The following is a 16,064-nucleotide window of genomic DNA, read 5'->3' on the forward strand; positions in this document are numbered from 1 at the left end:
CCGCCCTCACTCCGGGGGCGGCAGCAGAGTGCCCAGCGGACCGAGGTCCAGGTTGAGGTCGTCCATCGTCAGGCCGTACCGCGCGCACAGCCCGGTCATCCGGTCGTGCAGGAGCATCAGTGTCGCCCCCAGGCGCTCTTCCTCCTCCTCGGACAGGTCGCCCTCGTCGACCCGGTTGAGGGCCTGGCGCTCCATGAGCTGACGAAGCAGCTCGACCAGGGTGAGGACCAGCTTCATCAGATCCCGCTCCACGGTGTCGGGGTCGGCGGTGATCCGGCGCGCCGGCCGGGGCGCCCGCTCGTCGGAGGCGGGCAGGTCGGCCGGGGCCGCGGGCAGCAGGCGGAACGCCCGCTCGGCCGCCGCCGCGACCTCCGCCCGGCGCCGGCCCGGTCCGCCGCGCTCCCCATCAGCCGTCATCGCCCCGTCCCTCGATCTGCCTCGGCTCGGCGAAGGGCGAGGGCACCTCCGAGCTGATGGACACGATCAGCGCCCGCAGCGAGACACGCACCAGGTCGATGCCGGCGATGGAGAGCACCACGTCGCCGGTGAGGACCACCCCGCCGCTCAGCAGGCGGTCCAGCAGGTCGATGAGCGCGACCTGCCGCTGCGCCAGCGGCTCTGTCGCGGCCTGCTGCCGGTCGGGCGTGGTCACGGCCCGGCCCCCGCCGCGTCGCCGCTCTCCTCGGACGCCATGGCGAACGAGTACGGCGCCCACGGTCCGGTGATCTCCACCCGCACCCCCGCGAGACCGTCCGCCGCCCGCCGCACCTCGTCGCGGAACGCGTCGCACCGCTCCAGCGGCACCAGATACGCGTCGTTGACCACGTTCTCGCCCGCCGCCTTTGCGAGCGCCCCCTGCTGTACCCGGTGCCGGGCCCGCTCGCTGGCGTACGCCCGCCCCGCCGCCTCGATGCCCTCCGCCGCCCGCTGGGCCTCCTGGTGGGCGGTGTCCCGATGGCGCTGCTGCCGCCGGCGGCCGCGCAGGTAGGAGCGTCCGGGGCTCAACTGTGTTTCGGCGGGGGCGGGAGGCGGCTCCGGCGCGGCCGAGGGGTCCACGTAGACCTTCACGCCCCACTCGACGTGGCCCGAGAGCCTGGCCAGCCGGTCCGTGAACAACTCGCGTCCCTCGTGCAGCACTTGACGCGCCCGGGCGTCGTCCAGATACACGGTGGCCAGGCGCAGCGGGAGCACGGTGGTGTGGGCGGCGACCGCCTCCACGACCCGGTGATGGGCGCGGGCCACCGCGCTCAGCCAGTCCAGATCCTCCAGTCGGCGACGCAGCGCCTCCTCGCGGAAGTCCTCGGCCGGTACCGAACTCGCCACCAGGGCGAGGCCGTTGCCGTCGGACACCAGGCGCACGGGGGCGCCGGCGACGCCCTCCAGCCCGGCCGGCCGGGCATCGGCGCGGATCACGCCGTAGACGTATGTCATGAGGTCACTCATCGCGGCTCCGCCTCCGTCGGCGGGCGGGGCGCGGTGCGGGCTCGGGCTCCGGCTCCTCTTCCTCCAGTTCGGCCTCCTCCACCTCTTCCTCCTCCGGCTCCTCCTCGTAGTACTCCTCCGGCTCGACCTCCAGCAGTTCCTCCGGCTCCCTGAGAGCGGCCAGTTCGGCCCGCAGGCGGCGGTTCTCCTCGGCGAGCGAGTGCTCGTCGCCCCTGGCCCGGGAGGACAGCGAGGGATCGTGCTCCCACCAGTCGATGCCCATCTCCTTCGCCTTGTCGACGGAGGCGACCAGCAGCCGGAGCTTGATCGTCAGCAGTTCGATGTCGAGCAGGTTGATCTGGATGTCGCCCGCGATCACGATGCCCTTGTCCAGCACGCGTTCGAGGATGTCGGCGAGGTTGGCGGACGAGCCCTGCCCGTAAGGCTGGGTCGCCCGCGAGGGGGACGAGCCGAGCCGGTTGCCCAGTGGTTCACTCACGATGGGGGCCTCGTCTTCCCTGGTGCGTGCTGGATCAGGGCTGCCGGTTGCGGAAGTCGCGTATCTCCTCCAGCCGGTCGAGCAGCTCGTCCTCGCGCCGGTCGAACGTCTCCTCGTCGATCTCTCCGGCGAGCAGCTGCTTCTCCAGCGCGGCGAGTTCGGCGTGGATGGGGGCGGGGTCGTAGTACTCGTCCTCGGCCGCCTCCAGGACGCGCTCGACCACCCAGCCGACGCCGCGCACCGGCGCCAGGGGGAGGGTGAGGATCTGGGTGAACAGGCCCATGACGTCTCTCGGTTCCTCAGTCGTCAGACGAAGCTGTACGGCGGAAGCGGACCGTTCAGCCTGAAGTCGAGCCCCTCGCCCAGTTGATGGGCGACGCTCATTTCCGTGGTGAGGAATGCCTCCTCCTGATCGTCGGCCACCAGGAAGGACACGCTGAGGAAATCCGAACCGGTCGGCTGCGTGGAGTCCACGTCACGCACGAGCGGGCGCAGTGCCTCCACCACGCCTGCGGCCAGCGCCTCCTGACGGGCCTGCACCTCCTGGGCCACCAGTTCACCGAGCCGCACGGGTGCCGAAGGATCGTCCGACCCGTTCCTGATCTCGTCGTTGAGCTGCCGCGCGGCCGGTGACTCGGTGAGGATCTGACGCAGGAGGGAGTCCTCGTCCTGCGCCACCTTCAGGTGGTATTCGGTGCAGCCCTCCAACTCCCGGAGCCGGTCCGCGTAATCCTCGGCACGCTCCTCCAGGGCGGCCCGCACCTCCTCGTCGCTCGCCGCCACCAGGCCGAACCGCAGGGGCAGTATGGTGCCGTCGGCCATCAGCCGCTCCTGCACCTCCTGGTGCGCGCCGACGTCACGGCGCTTGGCACGCAGGTTCACGGGCGCGTCGCTGACCACGGCGCACAGCGACCCGGCGGTCACCGTCCGCAGGGGACCGGGGGACTCGCCGACGCCGCGCAGCCCGTCGAGGCGCAGCGGGTGCTGTTTGTCGGTGACGGAGTAGACGTAGACGCCCATCGCTCATTCCCTCTCACGGGTCGAGGTGCGCTTGGAGGTGCGCTTGGCCGGCCGGCGTTTCCGCGGGGGTTCACGCTCCTCCTCGTCCTCGTCGTCGCTGTCACCGCCGGTGACCGCCTTCAGGGTGTCGGTGACCGCCTCGGCGGCCCCGGTCAGAGCACCCTTCGACTTGCCCTTGGCGCCGCTCTCCATGGTGTCGCCGACGATGTCGGTGAGCTGGGCCGGAGCCTTGCGCCCGGCCTCCAGGTCCAGCCGGTTGCACGCCTCCGCGAAGCGGAGATACGTGTCCACGCTGGCGACGACGATACGAGCGTCGATCTTGAGTATCTCGATGCCCACCACGGACACGCGGATGAAGATGTCGATCACCAGGCCGCGGTCCAGGATGAGTTCCAGGACGTCGTAGAGGCTGCCGCCGCCACCGCCGCGGCTGACGTTGCCTCCGCCTTGCGGCACCACGGTCATGGTGCCTCCCTTCACCGGCGGGCTCAGCCGCGCCGGTCGATCTGCCCCCGGGTGTAGCGGCGCGTGCGCTCGTAGGCCACGAGGTCACCCTCCTTGTCGAGGGAGACGCGGTAGGTCGCCATCACGCTGGTCGTTTCGGGCACTCGCTCCAGTTCGAGCACCTCTACGTCTGCCTCCCAGCCGTCGTTCGTCGCTTTCAGTGCCGAGACGGAGTCCGGGGCCCGGCCGAGGAGCTCCGTGAGCTGCTCGGCCGCGGTCCGCATCGCCCAGGCAGGGCCCTTCGCGGGTCGGCGACGTGGCTCACCGGCCGGTCGCCGACCGGTGGCCCGACTGCCGCCGGTCCGCCGCCTGGCGGGCTCTTCTGCTGCGGCCATGGTCTCTCCGGTGATCGAAGCGGTCTCTCCGGCAGGACCGGAGCGGGCGCCAGATTCCACGCATGAACATACAATTTCAGCATATAGGGTTATACGCCGCATCAGCGTCGGCCGGCTCCTCACTGAGCTCGCCGGAACCGCGTGTGCGCCTCATGCAGAGCCTCGGCGTTGCACAGGGTGCGTGCGATCCCTTCTTCCTCGATCGCGAGCCGGGTCGGGGTTCAGACACCGAAGCCCGGTTGTCCCCGACCTCTTCCGAAGGGAACCGGTTCATGAATGACACGACCAAAGTCGCTCTCGCCGCCGCCGTCGCAGGTGGCTACGTACTCGGACGTACGAAGAAGGGACGCCTCGCCTTCGCCCTGGCGACCTATCTGGCCGGCAGGCGCACGGGGCTCAATCCCCAGGCACTGCTGAGCGAGGGGCTCGGCAAACTCGGCGAGATTCCGGGCGTCTCCGATCTGAACGAGCAGCTTCGCGGGGAACTGCTGAACGCGGGACGCACGGCCCTCACCGCCACCGCCGACCGCCGCCTCGGCGGTCTGGCCGAGTCTCTCCGCGAGCGCACACAGCGCATCGGCCAGAAGTCGGAGAAGAAGGAAAAGGCCGAGGAGGAGGAGCCCGAGGAGCCCGAGGAGCCCGAGGAGTACGAGTACGAGGACGAGGCGGAGGAGCCCGAGGAGGAAGAGGAGTTCGAGGAGGAAGGCGAAGAGGAAGTAGAGGAACCGCGGGCGGAGGAGGAACCCGAGGAGGACGAGGAGGAAGAGGAGGAAGAGCCGGAGGAAGAGGAGGAGCCCGAGGAGGAGGAAGAGCCTGAGGAGGAGGAAGAGCCTGAGGAGGAGGAAGAGCCCGAGGAGGAGCCCGAGAAGCCTGCACCGCGTCGTCGGTCCCCCGAGAAGCAGGCTTCGGGCAAGAAGCCGGCTCCGGCGAAGAAGGCCCCCGCCAAGAAGGCTCCCCCGGCGAAGAAGGCCCCCGCGAAGAAGGCTCCCGCCAAGAAGTCCGCTCCCGCCAAGAAGACGGCGGCCAAGAAGGCTCCGGCGAAGAAGACCCCCGCCAAGAAGGCTCCGGCGAAGAAGTCGGCTGCCAAGAAGACCGCTGGGCGTCGGAGGTAGGCCATGGCAGGCAAGGAAGACGTCAAGGATGGTGCCGGCTCCGGCCTGCAGATGCTGCGGAGCGAGGTGGGCGACTACCTGGGTGCCCAGGCGGAACACCTGGTGGGGAAGACGGGCGAGAAGCTGACGGGCCTGACCCAGAAGCTCCTCGACTCGGCCGGCGGGGACGGCGGCGGTGGCGGCGGCCTCATCAAGGGCGTCGGCAGCCGCATTCTCCAGGGCGAATCGCCGTTCAAGGCGATAGTCGCCGAGAAGGCCGGGGACGTGAAGGACAAGGTGGTGGACAAGGCCAAAGGGCTGTTCGGCGGCGGGAGCAAGGGGAAGTCCGGAAACGCCAAGGTGATGAACATCATCGAGGTGCTGGACATCGGACTGCCACTGCGCACCACCTACGACCACTGGACTCAGTACGACGAGTTCAGCGGCTTCACCAAGGGAGTGCAGAGCGTCTCCCAGAGCGACGAGGTCACCAGTGACTGGAAGCTCAAGGTGGGTCCCTCCAAGCGCAGTTACAAGGCGACCGTGCAGGAGCAGGTCCCGGACCAGCGGATCGTGTGGACCTCGGAGGGCGCCAAGGGCACCACCCGCGGTTGCGTGACCTTCCACGAACTCGCCCCCGAACTGACCCGGATCGTCCTCGTCGTCGAGTACTCCCCGGCGGGCTTCTTCGAGAAGACCGGCAACATCTGGCGTGCCCAGGGCCGCCGGCTGCGGCTGGACTTCAAGAACTTCCAGCGCTATGTCAGCTTCGCCGACCCGGACGAGGTGGAGGGCTGGCGCGGCGAGATCCGCGACGGCGAGGTCGTCCGCTCCCACGAGGAGGCCGTGGAGGAGGAGGAACGAGAAGCGGGCGAGGAGGCCGAAGAGGGCGAGGGCGACGAAGAGGAGTACGAGGACGAGTACGACGAGGAAGAGGACGACGAAGCCCCCGACGAGGACGAGGACGAGTACGAGGACGAGTACGACGACGGGGACTACGAGGACGAAGAGGAAGAGGACGAGGAGGATCAGGAAGGGAGGTGACTCCCGCACCGCTCACCGGGCGCGCCCGTCCCCGCCACGGCGGTCGCGCCCGGCGAGCACGATCAGCTCCTCTCCCGCTCCGGCATCTCCAACTCCCTGAAGAAAGAACGGACATCACCCACCAGAAGCTCCGGCTGCTCCATCGCCGCGAAGTGCCCGCCCCGGTCGAACTCCGTCCAGCGCACGATGTTGTCGTGCCGCTCCGCCAGATGCCGCAGAACGATGAAGTTCTCGCGCGGGAACGCGGCGAACGCGGTCGGGGTCCGGGACGGCTCGGGCGGCTGTCCCCGGTACCGCGCGTGGGCGCGCTCGTAGTAGATGCGCGCGGACGAACCCGCCGTGCCCGTCAGCCAGTACAGCATCACGTCGGTGAGCAGGTGGTCCCGGTCCACGGCGTCCTCGGGGCGGTCCACCGAGTCCGTCCACTCCTTGAACTTCTCCGCGATCCAGGCCAGTTGGCCCACGGGGGAATCGGTGAGGGCGTACGAGAGAGTCTGCGGGCGGGTGGACTGGATGTCGGCGTACCCCTGCTGCTCGCGGCTCCACGCCTTCATCCGCTCCCAGGACGCGAGCGTGCGCGTGCGTTCGGCCGGGCTCAGCGCGGCGAGTTCCTCCCCGGTCGGCTCGGCGGTCGCGCAGGCGCCCGGGACGAGGTTCAGGTGGACGCCGACGACCTGCTCGGGGCGGATACGGCCCAGTTCGCGGGAGACGGCCGCGCCCCAGTCACCGCCCTGCGCGCCGTACCGCGCGTAGCCCAGGCGGTCCATCAGCTCCGCGAAGGCCGCGGCCGTCCGTCGGTACTCCCAGCCGGGCTCGCGGGTCGGGCCGGAGAACCCGAAGCCGGGGATGCTCGGCAGCACGAGATGGAACGCGTCGGCGGGGTCACCGCCGTGCGCGCGCGGGTCGGTCAGCGGGCCCACGATCCGCTCGAACTCGGCGAAGGAGCCCGGCCAGCCGTGGGTGACGATCAGCGCGGTCGCGTCCGGCTCGGGGGAGCGGATGTGCGCGAAGTGGATGTCCGCGCCGTCGATCGTCGTCGTGAACTGCGGCCACTCGTTCAGCCGGGCCTCCGCCGCCCGCCAGTCGTACTCGTGCCGCCAGTACGCCGCCAGCTCGCGCAGATAGTCGCGCGGCACGCCGTAGTCCCAGCCCACGCCCGGCAGCTCGTCCGGCCACCGGGTGCGGTCGAGGCGGTGGCGCAGGTCCGCCAGCTCGCTCTCCGGGACGTCGATGCGGAACGGTCGGATGCCGGTGTCAGGTGCGGTCGTCATGTCGACGCAGCCTAAGGGCTGCCCCGTAACCCCCGGCGGGCGCGCGGCGTCAGCCACGGCGCCTCGCGGCGTTGTCGGGTCGTCCGCATACACCCGGTATCCGGACGACCCTCCGCCTTTGCGAGGCACCGCATCTGACGCCTGGCCCTGATCCGCCGGGGATGACGGGACAGCTCTCGGGGCCTCTCGTTCGGATCATGCCGGGCTCACCGGGTCCTGCCTGATCCGAACGCATGTCCCTGGGCGCCCTGATCGAGCGGGCATTTCCGGCGGGCCGACCGCCGCCACCGGCATGATCAGTATGAGCGGCACCGGACCCTGGGCAGGGCGGGGCCCGGGTGGGAGATGCGGGCTCGTGTGCGGCCCTCGCCGGCCGGGTGCCCCTGGGCCGAACGGCTCTCGCCGGGCGCCGCCCGTTGTCCCGGCCGGGCGCGCCGGGTACGTGCCCTGCATGGACGGCTTCGACGTGGACCCCGCGCTGCGCGACGCACTGGACCGGCTCACCCTGCTGGACCAGACCGCCGCCGTACTGGCGAGCACGCTCGACTCGGCGGAGGGGATCAGCCGGGTGTGCCGGGTGCTGGTGCCCGCGCTGGCCGACTGGAGCGTGGGCGATCTGCTGGACGAGGCGGCCGAACTGGAGCGCGTCTGCGTCACCCACCGGGAGCCGGGCACCCCGGTGGCCGGCATGACCGGTGTGCTGCCCGGTGTCGGGGAGGACTCCGACGACCCGTGGTCGCGGGTGCTGCGCGGGGCGGGGGCACTGCTGCTGGGCGCTGAGCACTTCGAGCCGGACCCGGAGATCCCCGACCCCCTCCACGCGCTGAACAGCGAGCTGTTCCGGCGGCTGGGGGGTGCATCGGGCATCGTCGCGCCGCTGCGCGCCCGGCGCCGGGTGCTCGGCGCGCTGACCCTCGTCCGTGAGGCGGGCCGGACCCCGTTCGGGGAGCAGGACCTGGCGCTGGTGGAGGGGCTGGCGCACCGGGTGGCCCTCGCGGCGGACAACGCCAGGCTGCACGCCGACGTGCAGAACATCGCCGAACGCCTGCAGCGCTCGCTGCTCCCCCGCCTGCCGGTCATCGATGGCCTGCGCATCGCCGCCCGTTACACGCCCGCCGCGTCGTCCGCCCAGGTGGGCGGCGACTGGTACGACAGCTTCGAGCTCCCCCAGGGCGACATCTCCCTGATCATCGGCGACGTCACCGGTCACGACCTGCAGGCGGCGGTCGCCATGAGCCAGATCCGCAACATGCTGCGCGGCATCGCCTGCGACCGGCAGGAGCCGCCCGGCCGCATCCTGCGCCGGCTGGACCTGGCCATGGCCGTCCTCTACCCGTACCAGACCGCCACCTGCGTGTACGCCCTGCTGAAGAGACCGGAACACGGCGGCTACCAGCTGGACTGGGCGTCGGCCGGCCATCTGCCGCCGCTGCTGGTCACCGCGGCCGGAGACACCAGCTACCTGGACGACGGGCGCGGCATGGTGCTCGGCGTCGATCCGGAGGGCCGCCGGACCGGTGCCACGGCCGTGCTGCCGCCCGGCAGCACCCTGCTGCTCTACACCGACGGCCTCGTGGAGCGCCGGGGCGAGTCCCTCGACCACGGCCTCACCCGGCTGCGCCAGCACGCGGCCACCCTGATCGACCAGGACCTGGACGTGATGTGCGAGGCGCTCCAGGCCGGCCTCGCCCCGGACGCCGAGGACGACGTGGCCCTGATCGCCCTGCGCCTGCCCACCACGGCCCCCTGACGCGAGGCCGGGGGCCGGACACAGGGATGAAGGACCGCTCGGTGTGACGTACGCCCGGGCCGCGAGGGGACATGTGCCGTGCGGCGGGGACTGACGGCGGACCTCTTGACGGCGGCCGTCGCCGCGCGCCGCGCCCGGGCCGGGAGACCGCCACCGGAGCATCGGGCCACCCGCCCGCCATCACCCGGACGGGCGGGCGCCACCTGACACGCCTGGGTACGACTTCGCGTTCGCGCCCGGGGTGGCGAATCGTGCCGGCGGACTCCACCGTCCACCACTCCCGGGCGCGGGGGCTCACGTGTGCCGGGTGTGTACCGGGCTGTCGGCCACCTCGTCCGGGCGCCTCTCGCCCGATTGCCGCTCCGGCCGGTCGCGGCGCCAGTCGAACGCGGCGAGCGCCAGCGAGGCGGCCATGCCGATCAGCGCGGCGACCAGGGCCGTGACGAGGGCGGTGCGGTAGTCGCCGTGGGTGCTGCCGAGCACCACGTAGAACAGACCGGGCAGTGCGGCCGTGCCCACCGCGGCCCCGAGCCGCTGTCCGGTCTGCAGCGCGCCCCCGGCCGCCCCCGCCATGCGCACCGGTACGTCGCGCAGGGTCATGGTGATGTTGGGGGACACCACGAAGCCGGAGCCGACACCGCCGACGAACAGCACCGGCGCCGCCAGCCAGGGCGCGATGCCCAGGGGCGCCAGACGCAGCAGCAGCGCGGTGCCGCCGAGGCCCAGGATCACCCCCGCCAGTCCGCACACCGTCAGCACCCGGCCGAACCGGTCCACCAGCCGCCCGGCCAGTACGGCCGCGCTCGCCGACCCGATGGCGAAGGCCGTCACGGCGAGACCGGACCTGAGCGGGGAGTAGCCGAGCCCGTGCTGGTAGAACAGCGCGAACACCAGCCACACCCCGCTGAAGCCGACGAAGTACAGGGTGCCCACTCCGGCACCGACCGCGTAGCCGCGCACCTGGCTGAACAACCGCGGATCGAGCAGCGGCTGCTTCTCCCGGGCGACCAGGCGCCGCTGCCACAGCACGAAGGCGACGAGCAGCACCACCGCGACGGGGAACAGCCACCACAGCCGCCGAAGGCCGCCGGAGTCCGCCTGGACCAGCGGGTACATCAGCGCGAGCACCCCGGTACCCAGCAGCGCGATGCCCGGCACGTCCACGCTCCCGCGCCCCTTGCCTTCGATGCGGGGCAGCAGCCGGCGGCCCAGCAGGACCGCGAGCAGCCCGATGGGGACGTTGACGTAGAAGATCCACCGCCAGCCCTGCTCGCCGGAGACCAGGGCGAGGATGGTGCCACCGGTGATCGGTCCGATCGCGGAGGAGATCCCGACGGTCGCGCCGAAGAAGCCGAAGGCCCGGCCGCGCTCCTCTCCCCGGAACATCTGCTGGATCAGCGCCGAGTTCTGCGGTGCCATGAACCCCGCCGCCAGCCCCTGGCAGAGCCGGGCCAGCACCAGCAGCGTGATGTCCGGCGCCGCGCCGCACGCCGCGCTGAAGACCACGAAACCGCTGAGCGCCAGCAGGAAGATGCGGCGCCGGTCCAGCGCGTCGCCCAGCCGCCCGGCGGTGACCAGGGCGAGGGCGAAGGTCAGGGCGTATCCGGAGACCACCCACTGCACCTCGGCCGGGGTGGCGTGCAGGTCCCGCTGGATGGTGGGCAGCGCGACCGCGACGATCGTCACGTCCAGCAGGCTCATGAAACCGGCGACCAGGGTCACCCACAGGGCACGCCATCTGCGGGGGTCCGGCTCGTACCCGTCCTCGGACGCGGACGGCCGCCCGCCGCCCGCCGTCGATGCCGACGCAGTCACCAGGGCTCCTCTCGCCGGGGACGAACACATCGGGCATCCGAGTTCCCCCGAGGCTCCCCGGCACGCACCCGCACTCGTACGGCCCCTTCGCACCCCCCGTTCGATGACCCTCGGTAGCGGTACGGGCGCACAGTGAAGAGGATCGTTTGAGCGCGCGTTGACCGCGCAGGTGTTCTGCTTGAAAACGTGTACGGCGAAAGGAACACCCATGGCGGCCCTCGACAACGAAGACCCGGTGGACCCCGGCGCGGTCAGACGCCACCGTGTGCTGTTCCGCGCGGTCGAGCGGCGGCGCAATCCCAAGCTGCGCCGCAGCGACATCACCGTGACCGACCAGGCCGCCGTGAAGCGCGCCACCAAGGCGGCCGCGCTCGGCAACGCCATGGAGTGGTACGACTTCGGCATCTACAGCTATCTGGCCGCCACTCTCGGCAAGGTGTTCTTCCCCTCGGGGAACGACACGGTGCAGTTGCTCAGTTCCTTCGCCACCTTCGCCGTCGCCTTCCTGGTGCGCCCGATCGGCGGCATGGTCTTCGGCCCGCTCGGCGACAAGATCGGCCGTAAGCGCGTCCTGTCCATGACCATGATCATGATGGCGGTGGGCACGTTCGCCATCGGTCTGATCCCCTCGCACGCCTCCATCGGCCTGTGGGCCCCCGCCCTGCTGATCCTCTTCCGGCTGGTCCAGGGCTTCTCGACCGGCGGCGAGTACGGCGGTGCCTCCACCTTCATCGCGGAGTACGCCCCGGACAAACGGCGCGGGTTCTTCGGCAGCTTCCTGGAGTTCGGCACGCTCGCCGGATACGTCGGGGCCTCCGGCCTGGTCGTCGTCCTGAGCACCGTGTTCAGCGAGGACCAGATGCTGCACTGGGGCTGGCGCATCCCGTTCCTGGTCGCGGCACCGCTCGGCTTCATCGGCCTCTACCTGCGGCTCAGGCTCGACGAGACACCCGCCTTCCAGAAGCTGGAGGGCGGCAGCGTCCGCGCGACCGAGGCCGCCGACGCCGTGGAGACCTCGGCCACCGCCGACCTCGGCAGGATCTTCACCCGGTACTGGCGTCCGCTGGTGCTGTGCCTCGCGCTCGTCGCGGCGTACAACATCACCGACTACATGCTGCTGTCGTACATGCCGACCTACCTGTCGGACGAACTGGGCTACCCCACCAACCACGGGCTGCTGATCCTGCTGCTGGTGATGGTGCTGCAGATGTGCGTCATCAACCAGGTCGGCCGGCTCTCCGACCGCTTCGGCCGCAAGCCGCTGCTCATGGCCGGGATGCTCGGGTTCGTGTTCCTGTCCGTGCCGGCCTTCCTGCTCATCCGGCAGGGCAGCGTGGTCCTCATCGCGCTGGGCCTGCTCATGATGGGCCTGTCCCTGGTCGCGATGCTCGGCACGATGTCGGCCGCGCTCCCGGCGATCTTCCCGACCCAGGTGCGCTACGGCTCCCTGTCGGTGGCCTACAACCTCGCCACCTCGGTCTTCGGCGGCACGACCCCGCTGGTGATCACCTATCTGATCAGCGTCTTCCACACCAACCTCATGCCCGCCTACTACGCCACCGCGGCCGCGGTCGTCGGTGTGATCGCGGTGCTGTGCATGAAGGAGACGGCCAACAAGCCCCTCGCGGGCTCGCCTCCGTCCGTGGAGACGGAGAAGGAGGCCGCGGAGATCGTCCAGACCCAGGCCCCGGCGCCCAGGTTCTGAAGCCGCCCCCCCCGTACGACGGAACGCCCCCAGCCATCACGGCACGGGGGGCGTTTCCGTCGTCTGTGGCCGCGGCCGCTACGGCTTGATGCCCACCGCGGTCCACAGGCTGATCTCCGCGTCGGTGGCGGTCGGTTCGGTGTCCGGACGCCAGCGGTGACCCACCGTGACACCGGGTTCGAGCAGCTCCAGCCCGTCGAAGAAGCGCGCCACCTCGGTGCGGGTGCGGAACTGCACCGGGGTCCCCGCCCCGTTGTAGAGGTCGGCGAGCTTCTCCCAGGTCGGCGCGTCGAAGTCGGGCGTGCAGTGGCTCATGGCCAGCGCGCTGCCCGAGGGAAGCACGTCCAGCAGCCTGCCGACGATCCCGTAGGGGTCCCGGTCGTCCGGCACGAAGTGCATGAGAGCGTTCAGGGACAGCGCCACCGGCTGCTTCATGTCGAGTACGTCGGTCAGCTCGGGGGAGTCCAGCAGCGACTGCGGGTCGTTGACGTCCGCCTCGATGTACGCGGTGCGGCCCTCGGCCGTGCTGCGCATCAGGCGCTCGGCGTACTTCAGGACGAGCGGGTCGTTGTCCGCGTACACCACCCGGGCGTCGGCGACCACGGACTGAGCCACCTGGTGCAGGTTGGGCTCCGTGGGGATGCCGGTGCCGATGTCCAGCCACTGCCGGATGCCGTGCTCCCGGGCCAGGACCCGGGTGGCCCGGTGCATGAAGCCGCGGTTCTCGCGGGCGCAGACAAAGATGCCGGGATAGATCGCCGCAGCAGCCTCCCCCGCCTGCCGGTCTATCTCGAAATGGTCCTTACCGCCCATGTAGTAGTCGTACATCCGGGCGGAGTGGGGCCTGCTGGTGTCGATGTCCCGCGCCGCGTGTGAGTTGGTCATCCTGTCCCTTTTCCGGTGTGTGCGTGGGGGGGAGAGATAAGTCAGCCGTTGGTCAGGTGGTCGGCCAGGCCCCGCTTGACCCCCGCGACGAACGCGGTGATCTCCTCCGGGGTGTAGATCAGCGCGGGCCCCGCGGGGTCGGTCGACTGGCGCAGCGCCACCCGGCCGTCGGCGAGCTGCTTGGTCTGTACGCACTGGCCGCCGTTGGGGCCGCTCCATGGCGACTCCCAGCCCTGTTCGCCGAGGTCGGAGGCGGGCATCCCGTTGTAGGCGTGGCCGCGGCCGTCGATGGTCGTCATGAGTACTCCTTGCGCATGCGGTTCAGGAGCGCCCTGCTCTGCGCGTCGGAGGACAGCAGGGACATGCGGTTGTGCGCCTCCAGATGAGCGACGACGTCGGAGCGCTGGTCCAGGTACATCGCGCCGGAGAGGATCTCGCTGTAGACGATGTCCGGCAGCTCCCGCTCCTCGAACCGGAAGTACGTGAACGGCGCGCACGCCCCCACGTGGGCGCCGGCGGCGAACGGCACGACATCGACGCTGACGTGCGGCAGCTCGGAGAACTCCAGCAGCCGGTCGATCTGCTCCCGCATCACCTCGGGCCCGCCCACCACCCGGTGCAGCACGGCCTCCTCCATCACGACCCACAGCGTCGGCGAGTCGGCCCGCTCCAGCAGAGCGCTGCGGCGCAGCCGCAGGTCCACCCGGCGCGCCAGATCCTCGTCGCCCTCGTTGGGGAAGCCGCCGGCGAGGACGGCGCGCGCGTAGGCGTGGGTCTGGAGCAGGCCGGTCACGTAGTGCGGCTCGTAGGTGCGCAGCGTCTTCGCGCCCGTCTCCAGGCTCACGTACGCGCTGAACCAGCCCGGCACCACGTCGCGGTAGGCGTGCCACCAGCCGGGCTCGTTGGCCCGCTCGGCGAAGGCGACGAACTCGTCCCGCTCCTGCCGGCCGGCGCCGTACGTCTCCAGCAGCTTCTCCACGTAGAGGGGCTTGAGAGCCACCTCCGCCTTCTCCAGCCGGCGGATGGTCAGGGCCGTCACCCTGAGTGCGCGCGCCGCGTCCTCCAGCGAGACGCCCGCCTCCAGGCGCCGCTCCTGCAGCCTGCGGCCCAGGACCATGCGCAGCACGGTGGGCGCGCTCGCGCCACTGCCCGCGCTCGAACGGCCTTCACTCACGCCCTACCTCCTGATGGGCTGTCACTCATACAAGTGTGACAGGGAGTTGGTGAATCAACCAGATGGAAAGCGGCTCCCTGTAATTATCAGGGAGTCGGTTGCAGCCTGAACTCGGTTGCGAGCATAGTTACTTGAGTGACCGCCTCACGGAAGGCATGCATCGTGACCCCCACCACGACCTCGTTACCGGACCTGTTGGACGTCGCGGACCCCGACCAGACGCACTGGATCACGTTGCGATCGCACCACTCCAGCGTCCGGATCGCCCGCCGCTCCATGCGGGCCCGGCTGGCCGCCTGGCGGCTCCCCGGCGAGCTGTGCGCGGACGCCGTGCTGCTCGTCTCCGAGCTGGCCACCAACGCCGTCCTGCACACCTCCAGCGTGCGCATCCTCTGCGGCGTCGGCCTCGTCGCCCCCGGCCGCCTGCGCATCGAGGTGCACGACCACGACTACTCCGGCCAGGGCCTCACCCGGCGCGAACCCGGCCCGGACGACGAGGGCGGCCGGGGCCTGGTGCTCGTCGAGCAGCTCGCCGACTCCTGGGGCGTGGACCGCTCCCGGCTCACCAGCGGCAACGCCGTCTGGGCGACCTTGAGCCCCTGAGCCTGATCAGCCTTCGGCGGGCGTCAGTTCGGCCAGCAGCAGCGTGCGGTCGTCCCCGCCGTCCGGGCCGGCGGGGGCGTGCAGGAGACGCTCGCACAGGACCACCCCCGGGTAGGGGATTGAGGCCGGGGCACCCGGGCACCTGCTGGCCAGAAGGACGGCGGACGGTCCGCCCGTCCGGCTGGTGGCAGGGGAAAGGCCGTGCTCATGGACAGAACACCGACTTCGGCGTCGCACGATCCGGGCCGTGCCCCGACCCCGCCCCTGCTCCCCGGCGGCTACGACCCGGCCGACTACGCCGGGACCGTCGCCCGCAGCGCCGAGACGGCCGGGGTGTCGCCTGCGCTTCTGATGACCGTGCTGCACAACGAGGCGTACAAGCCGCACCACCCGCTGCTCGAACGTCTCTGGCAGTGGTGGAAGCCCGGCGCGTCCTTCGGGGTGGCCAACATGCACCGGGCGGCCTTCGAGTCGGTGCGGCGCGCGCACGGCCTGTCGGGACGCTGGGAGGACCTGCGGGAGGACCCCGCCTTCGCCGTCCGTGTCGCCGCCCTGCACCTGAGGGACCTCGACCGGGCCCTTCCGCGCGCCCATGTACGCCGTTACACCCGCGACGAGCTGCTCGCCCTCGGCTACAACGCGGGCGAACGGAACATGCGCGCCTTCGCCCGCGGCGTCCCGCCGGGGCCCATGGCGCGTTCGTACCTGCGGCGCTACCGGGAGTACCGGGGCCGGGCCGTCGACGCGCTGGCAGAGGGCGGCAGGCCGCGCGACCCGGACGCCCTGGCGGGCTGAGCCGCCGCCCACCGGATGCAGACGGCCGGTTTCTGGGTGACGGTGTTCGCAGGGGGCCACCGGCACGCAGCGCGCCGCCGGAGGGCCCCGCGGCGACGGCGAGGAGGAACTGTGGCTACTTCCGACCACCAGCACGAAGGTCCCGCGGACG

The 16,064-nt window shown here is 71.1% G+C and carries 19 protein-coding genes; 6 read left to right on the forward strand and 13 right to left on the reverse strand.

Annotated elements, in window-relative coordinates; genetic code table 11:
- Positions 1-6 precede the first annotated feature (6 nt).
- From ACWCV3_RS05255 to ACWCV3_RS05290, 8 genes are read right to left on the reverse strand one after another with little or no spacing between them, the layout of a single operon-like run.
- Positions 7-417, reverse strand: coding sequence for a gas vesicle protein K (locus ACWCV3_RS05255; protein WP_451218591.1), 411 nt, complete (start codon positions 415-417; stop codon positions 7-9).
- Positions 407-652 carry a gas vesicle protein gene (locus tag ACWCV3_RS05260; RefSeq protein WP_451218593.1) on the reverse strand — a complete coding sequence of 82 codons (246 nt, stop codon included), beginning with the start codon at positions 650-652 and terminating at the stop codon, positions 407-409. The genes ACWCV3_RS05255 and ACWCV3_RS05260 overlap by 11 nt, the downstream gene beginning before the upstream one ends.
- Positions 649-1,443 carry a GvpL/GvpF family gas vesicle protein gene (locus ACWCV3_RS05265; RefSeq protein WP_451218596.1) on the reverse strand — a complete coding sequence of 265 codons (795 nt, stop codon included), beginning with the start codon at positions 1,441-1,443 and terminating at the stop codon, positions 649-651. The genes ACWCV3_RS05260 and ACWCV3_RS05265 overlap by 4 nt, the downstream gene beginning before the upstream one ends.
- The gene (locus ACWCV3_RS05270; RefSeq protein WP_451218599.1) at positions 1,436-1,921 is read right to left on the reverse strand and encodes a gas vesicle protein; all 486 of its coding nucleotides are present in this window, start codon (positions 1,919-1,921) and stop codon (positions 1,436-1,438) included. The genes ACWCV3_RS05265 and ACWCV3_RS05270 overlap by 8 nt, the downstream gene beginning before the upstream one ends.
- A gap of 34 nt (positions 1,922-1,955) precedes the next feature.
- The gene (locus ACWCV3_RS05275; protein ID WP_451218602.1) at positions 1,956-2,204 is read right to left on the reverse strand and encodes a gas vesicle protein GvpG; all 249 of its coding nucleotides are present in this window, start codon (positions 2,202-2,204) and stop codon (positions 1,956-1,958) included.
- Positions 2,205-2,227: 23 nt separating this feature from the next.
- Positions 2,228-2,941 (reverse strand): GvpL/GvpF family gas vesicle protein, encoded by a 714-nt coding sequence (locus ACWCV3_RS05280; protein WP_451218605.1) that lies wholly within the window; start codon positions 2,939-2,941, stop codon positions 2,228-2,230.
- Positions 2,942-2,944: 3 nt separating this feature from the next.
- Positions 2,945-3,406 (reverse strand): gas vesicle structural protein GvpA, encoded by a 462-nt coding sequence (locus ACWCV3_RS05285; RefSeq protein ID WP_451218608.1) that lies wholly within the window; start codon positions 3,404-3,406, stop codon positions 2,945-2,947.
- A gap of 23 nt (positions 3,407-3,429) precedes the next feature.
- Positions 3,430-3,780 (reverse strand): gas vesicle protein GvpO, encoded by a 351-nt coding sequence (locus ACWCV3_RS05290; RefSeq protein WP_451218611.1) that lies wholly within the window; start codon positions 3,778-3,780, stop codon positions 3,430-3,432.
- A 272-nt stretch (positions 3,781-4,052) separates the two neighbouring features.
- On the opposite strand from ACWCV3_RS05290, the gene ACWCV3_RS05295 reads away from it, so the two are divergent.
- Positions 4,053-4,892 carry a histone protein gene (locus ACWCV3_RS05295; RefSeq protein ID WP_451218614.1) on the forward strand — a complete coding sequence of 280 codons (840 nt, stop codon included), beginning with the start codon at positions 4,053-4,055 and terminating at the stop codon, positions 4,890-4,892.
- A gap of 3 nt (positions 4,893-4,895) precedes the next feature.
- A complete protein-coding gene (locus ACWCV3_RS05300; RefSeq protein ID WP_451218617.1) occupies positions 4,896-5,915 on the forward strand; it encodes an SRPBCC family protein in 1,020 nt (339 codons plus the stop codon).
- A gap of 62 nt (positions 5,916-5,977) precedes the next feature.
- Here the strand turns inward: ACWCV3_RS05300 and ACWCV3_RS05305 are convergent, their stop codons facing one another.
- Positions 5,978-7,186, reverse strand: a complete 1,209-nt coding sequence (locus ACWCV3_RS05305) for an epoxide hydrolase family protein (protein WP_451218620.1) — start codon at positions 7,184-7,186, stop codon at positions 5,978-5,980.
- A gap of 451 nt (positions 7,187-7,637) precedes the next feature.
- Between ACWCV3_RS05305 and ACWCV3_RS05310 the strand changes: the two genes are divergently transcribed.
- A complete protein-coding gene (locus ACWCV3_RS05310; RefSeq protein WP_451218622.1) occupies positions 7,638-8,936 on the forward strand; it encodes a PP2C family protein-serine/threonine phosphatase in 1,299 nt (432 codons plus the stop codon).
- A gap of 294 nt (positions 8,937-9,230) precedes the next feature.
- On the opposite strand, the gene ACWCV3_RS05315 is transcribed toward ACWCV3_RS05310, so the two are convergent.
- Positions 9,231-10,781, reverse strand: coding sequence for an MFS transporter (locus tag ACWCV3_RS05315; protein WP_451218625.1), 1,551 nt, complete (start codon positions 10,779-10,781; stop codon positions 9,231-9,233).
- 178 nt (positions 10,782-10,959) lie between these two features.
- Between ACWCV3_RS05315 and proP the strand changes: the two genes are divergently transcribed.
- Positions 10,960-12,456 (forward strand): glycine betaine/L-proline transporter ProP, encoded by a 1,497-nt coding sequence (proP, locus tag ACWCV3_RS05320; protein ID WP_451218628.1) that lies wholly within the window; start codon positions 10,960-10,962, stop codon positions 12,454-12,456.
- Between the two features lie 78 nt (positions 12,457-12,534).
- Here the strand turns inward: proP and ACWCV3_RS05325 are convergent, their stop codons facing one another.
- From ACWCV3_RS05325 to ACWCV3_RS05335, 3 genes are read right to left on the reverse strand one after another with little or no spacing between them, the layout of a single operon-like run.
- Complete coding sequence (locus ACWCV3_RS05325) at positions 12,535-13,341, reverse strand: SAM-dependent methyltransferase (protein WP_451218630.1); 807 nt, start codon at positions 13,339-13,341, stop codon at positions 12,535-12,537.
- Positions 13,342-13,382: 41 nt separating this feature from the next.
- Positions 13,383-13,640 carry a DUF397 domain-containing protein gene (locus tag ACWCV3_RS05330; protein ID WP_031181346.1) on the reverse strand — a complete coding sequence of 86 codons (258 nt, stop codon included), beginning with the start codon at positions 13,638-13,640 and terminating at the stop codon, positions 13,383-13,385.
- Positions 13,637-14,515, reverse strand: a complete 879-nt coding sequence (locus tag ACWCV3_RS05335; protein WP_451218633.1) for a helix-turn-helix domain-containing protein — start codon at positions 14,513-14,515, stop codon at positions 13,637-13,639. Before ACWCV3_RS05335 ends, ACWCV3_RS05330 begins: the two co-directional genes overlap by 4 nt.
- A gap of 162 nt (positions 14,516-14,677) precedes the next feature.
- Here ACWCV3_RS05335 and ACWCV3_RS05340 point away from each other — a divergent pair, with 162 nt between their 5' ends.
- Both ACWCV3_RS05340 and ACWCV3_RS05345 read left to right on the forward strand, forming a co-directional pair.
- Positions 14,678-15,118: an ATP-binding protein gene (locus ACWCV3_RS05340; RefSeq protein ID WP_451218636.1), complete on the forward strand. Its 441-nt coding sequence runs from the start codon at positions 14,678-14,680 to the stop codon at positions 15,116-15,118.
- Positions 15,119-15,325: 207 nt separating this feature from the next.
- Positions 15,326-15,913, forward strand: coding sequence for a lytic transglycosylase domain-containing protein (locus ACWCV3_RS05345; RefSeq protein WP_451218639.1), 588 nt, complete (start codon positions 15,326-15,328; stop codon positions 15,911-15,913).
- Positions 15,914-16,064 lie beyond the last annotated feature (151 nt).

It is taken from the genome of Streptomyces sp. NPDC001781, assembly GCF_053596035.1.

Coding starts and splice junctions, on each gene's coding strand:
- ACWCV3_RS05295 (WP_451218614.1), top strand. CDS start 4,053: ATGAATGACACGACCAAAGTCGCTCTCGCCGCCGCCGTCGCAGGTGGC.
- ACWCV3_RS05275 (WP_451218602.1), bottom strand. CDS start 2,204: ATGGGCCTGTTCACCCAGATCCTCACCCTCCCCCTGGCGCCGGTGCGC.
- ACWCV3_RS05255 (WP_451218591.1), bottom strand. CDS start 417: ATGACGGCTGATGGGGAGCGCGGCGGACCGGGCCGGCGCCGGGCGGAG.
- ACWCV3_RS05310 (WP_451218622.1), top strand. CDS start 7,638: ATGGACGGCTTCGACGTGGACCCCGCGCTGCGCGACGCACTGGACCGG.
- ACWCV3_RS05325 (WP_451218630.1), bottom strand. CDS start 13,341: ATGACCAACTCACACGCGGCGCGGGACATCGACACCAGCAGGCCCCAC.
- ACWCV3_RS05330 (WP_031181346.1), bottom strand. CDS start 13,640: ATGACGACCATCGACGGCCGCGGCCACGCCTACAACGGGATGCCCGCC.
- ACWCV3_RS05305 (WP_451218620.1), bottom strand. CDS start 7,186: ATGACGACCGCACCTGACACCGGCATCCGACCGTTCCGCATCGACGTC.
- ACWCV3_RS05265 (WP_451218596.1), bottom strand. CDS start 1,443: ATGAGTGACCTCATGACATACGTCTACGGCGTGATCCGCGCCGATGCC.
- ACWCV3_RS05345 (WP_451218639.1), top strand. CDS start 15,326: ATGGACAGAACACCGACTTCGGCGTCGCACGATCCGGGCCGTGCCCCG.
- proP (WP_451218628.1), top strand. CDS start 10,960: ATGGCGGCCCTCGACAACGAAGACCCGGTGGACCCCGGCGCGGTCAGA.
- ACWCV3_RS05300 (WP_451218617.1), top strand. CDS start 4,896: ATGGCAGGCAAGGAAGACGTCAAGGATGGTGCCGGCTCCGGCCTGCAG.
- ACWCV3_RS05290 (WP_451218611.1), bottom strand. CDS start 3,780: ATGGCCGCAGCAGAAGAGCCCGCCAGGCGGCGGACCGGCGGCAGTCGG.
- ACWCV3_RS05315 (WP_451218625.1), bottom strand. CDS start 10,781: ATGTGTTCGTCCCCGGCGAGAGGAGCCCTGGTGACTGCGTCGGCATCG.
- ACWCV3_RS05285 (WP_451218608.1), bottom strand. CDS start 3,406: ATGACCGTGGTGCCGCAAGGCGGAGGCAACGTCAGCCGCGGCGGTGGC.
- ACWCV3_RS05280 (WP_451218605.1), bottom strand. CDS start 2,941: ATGGGCGTCTACGTCTACTCCGTCACCGACAAACAGCACCCGCTGCGC.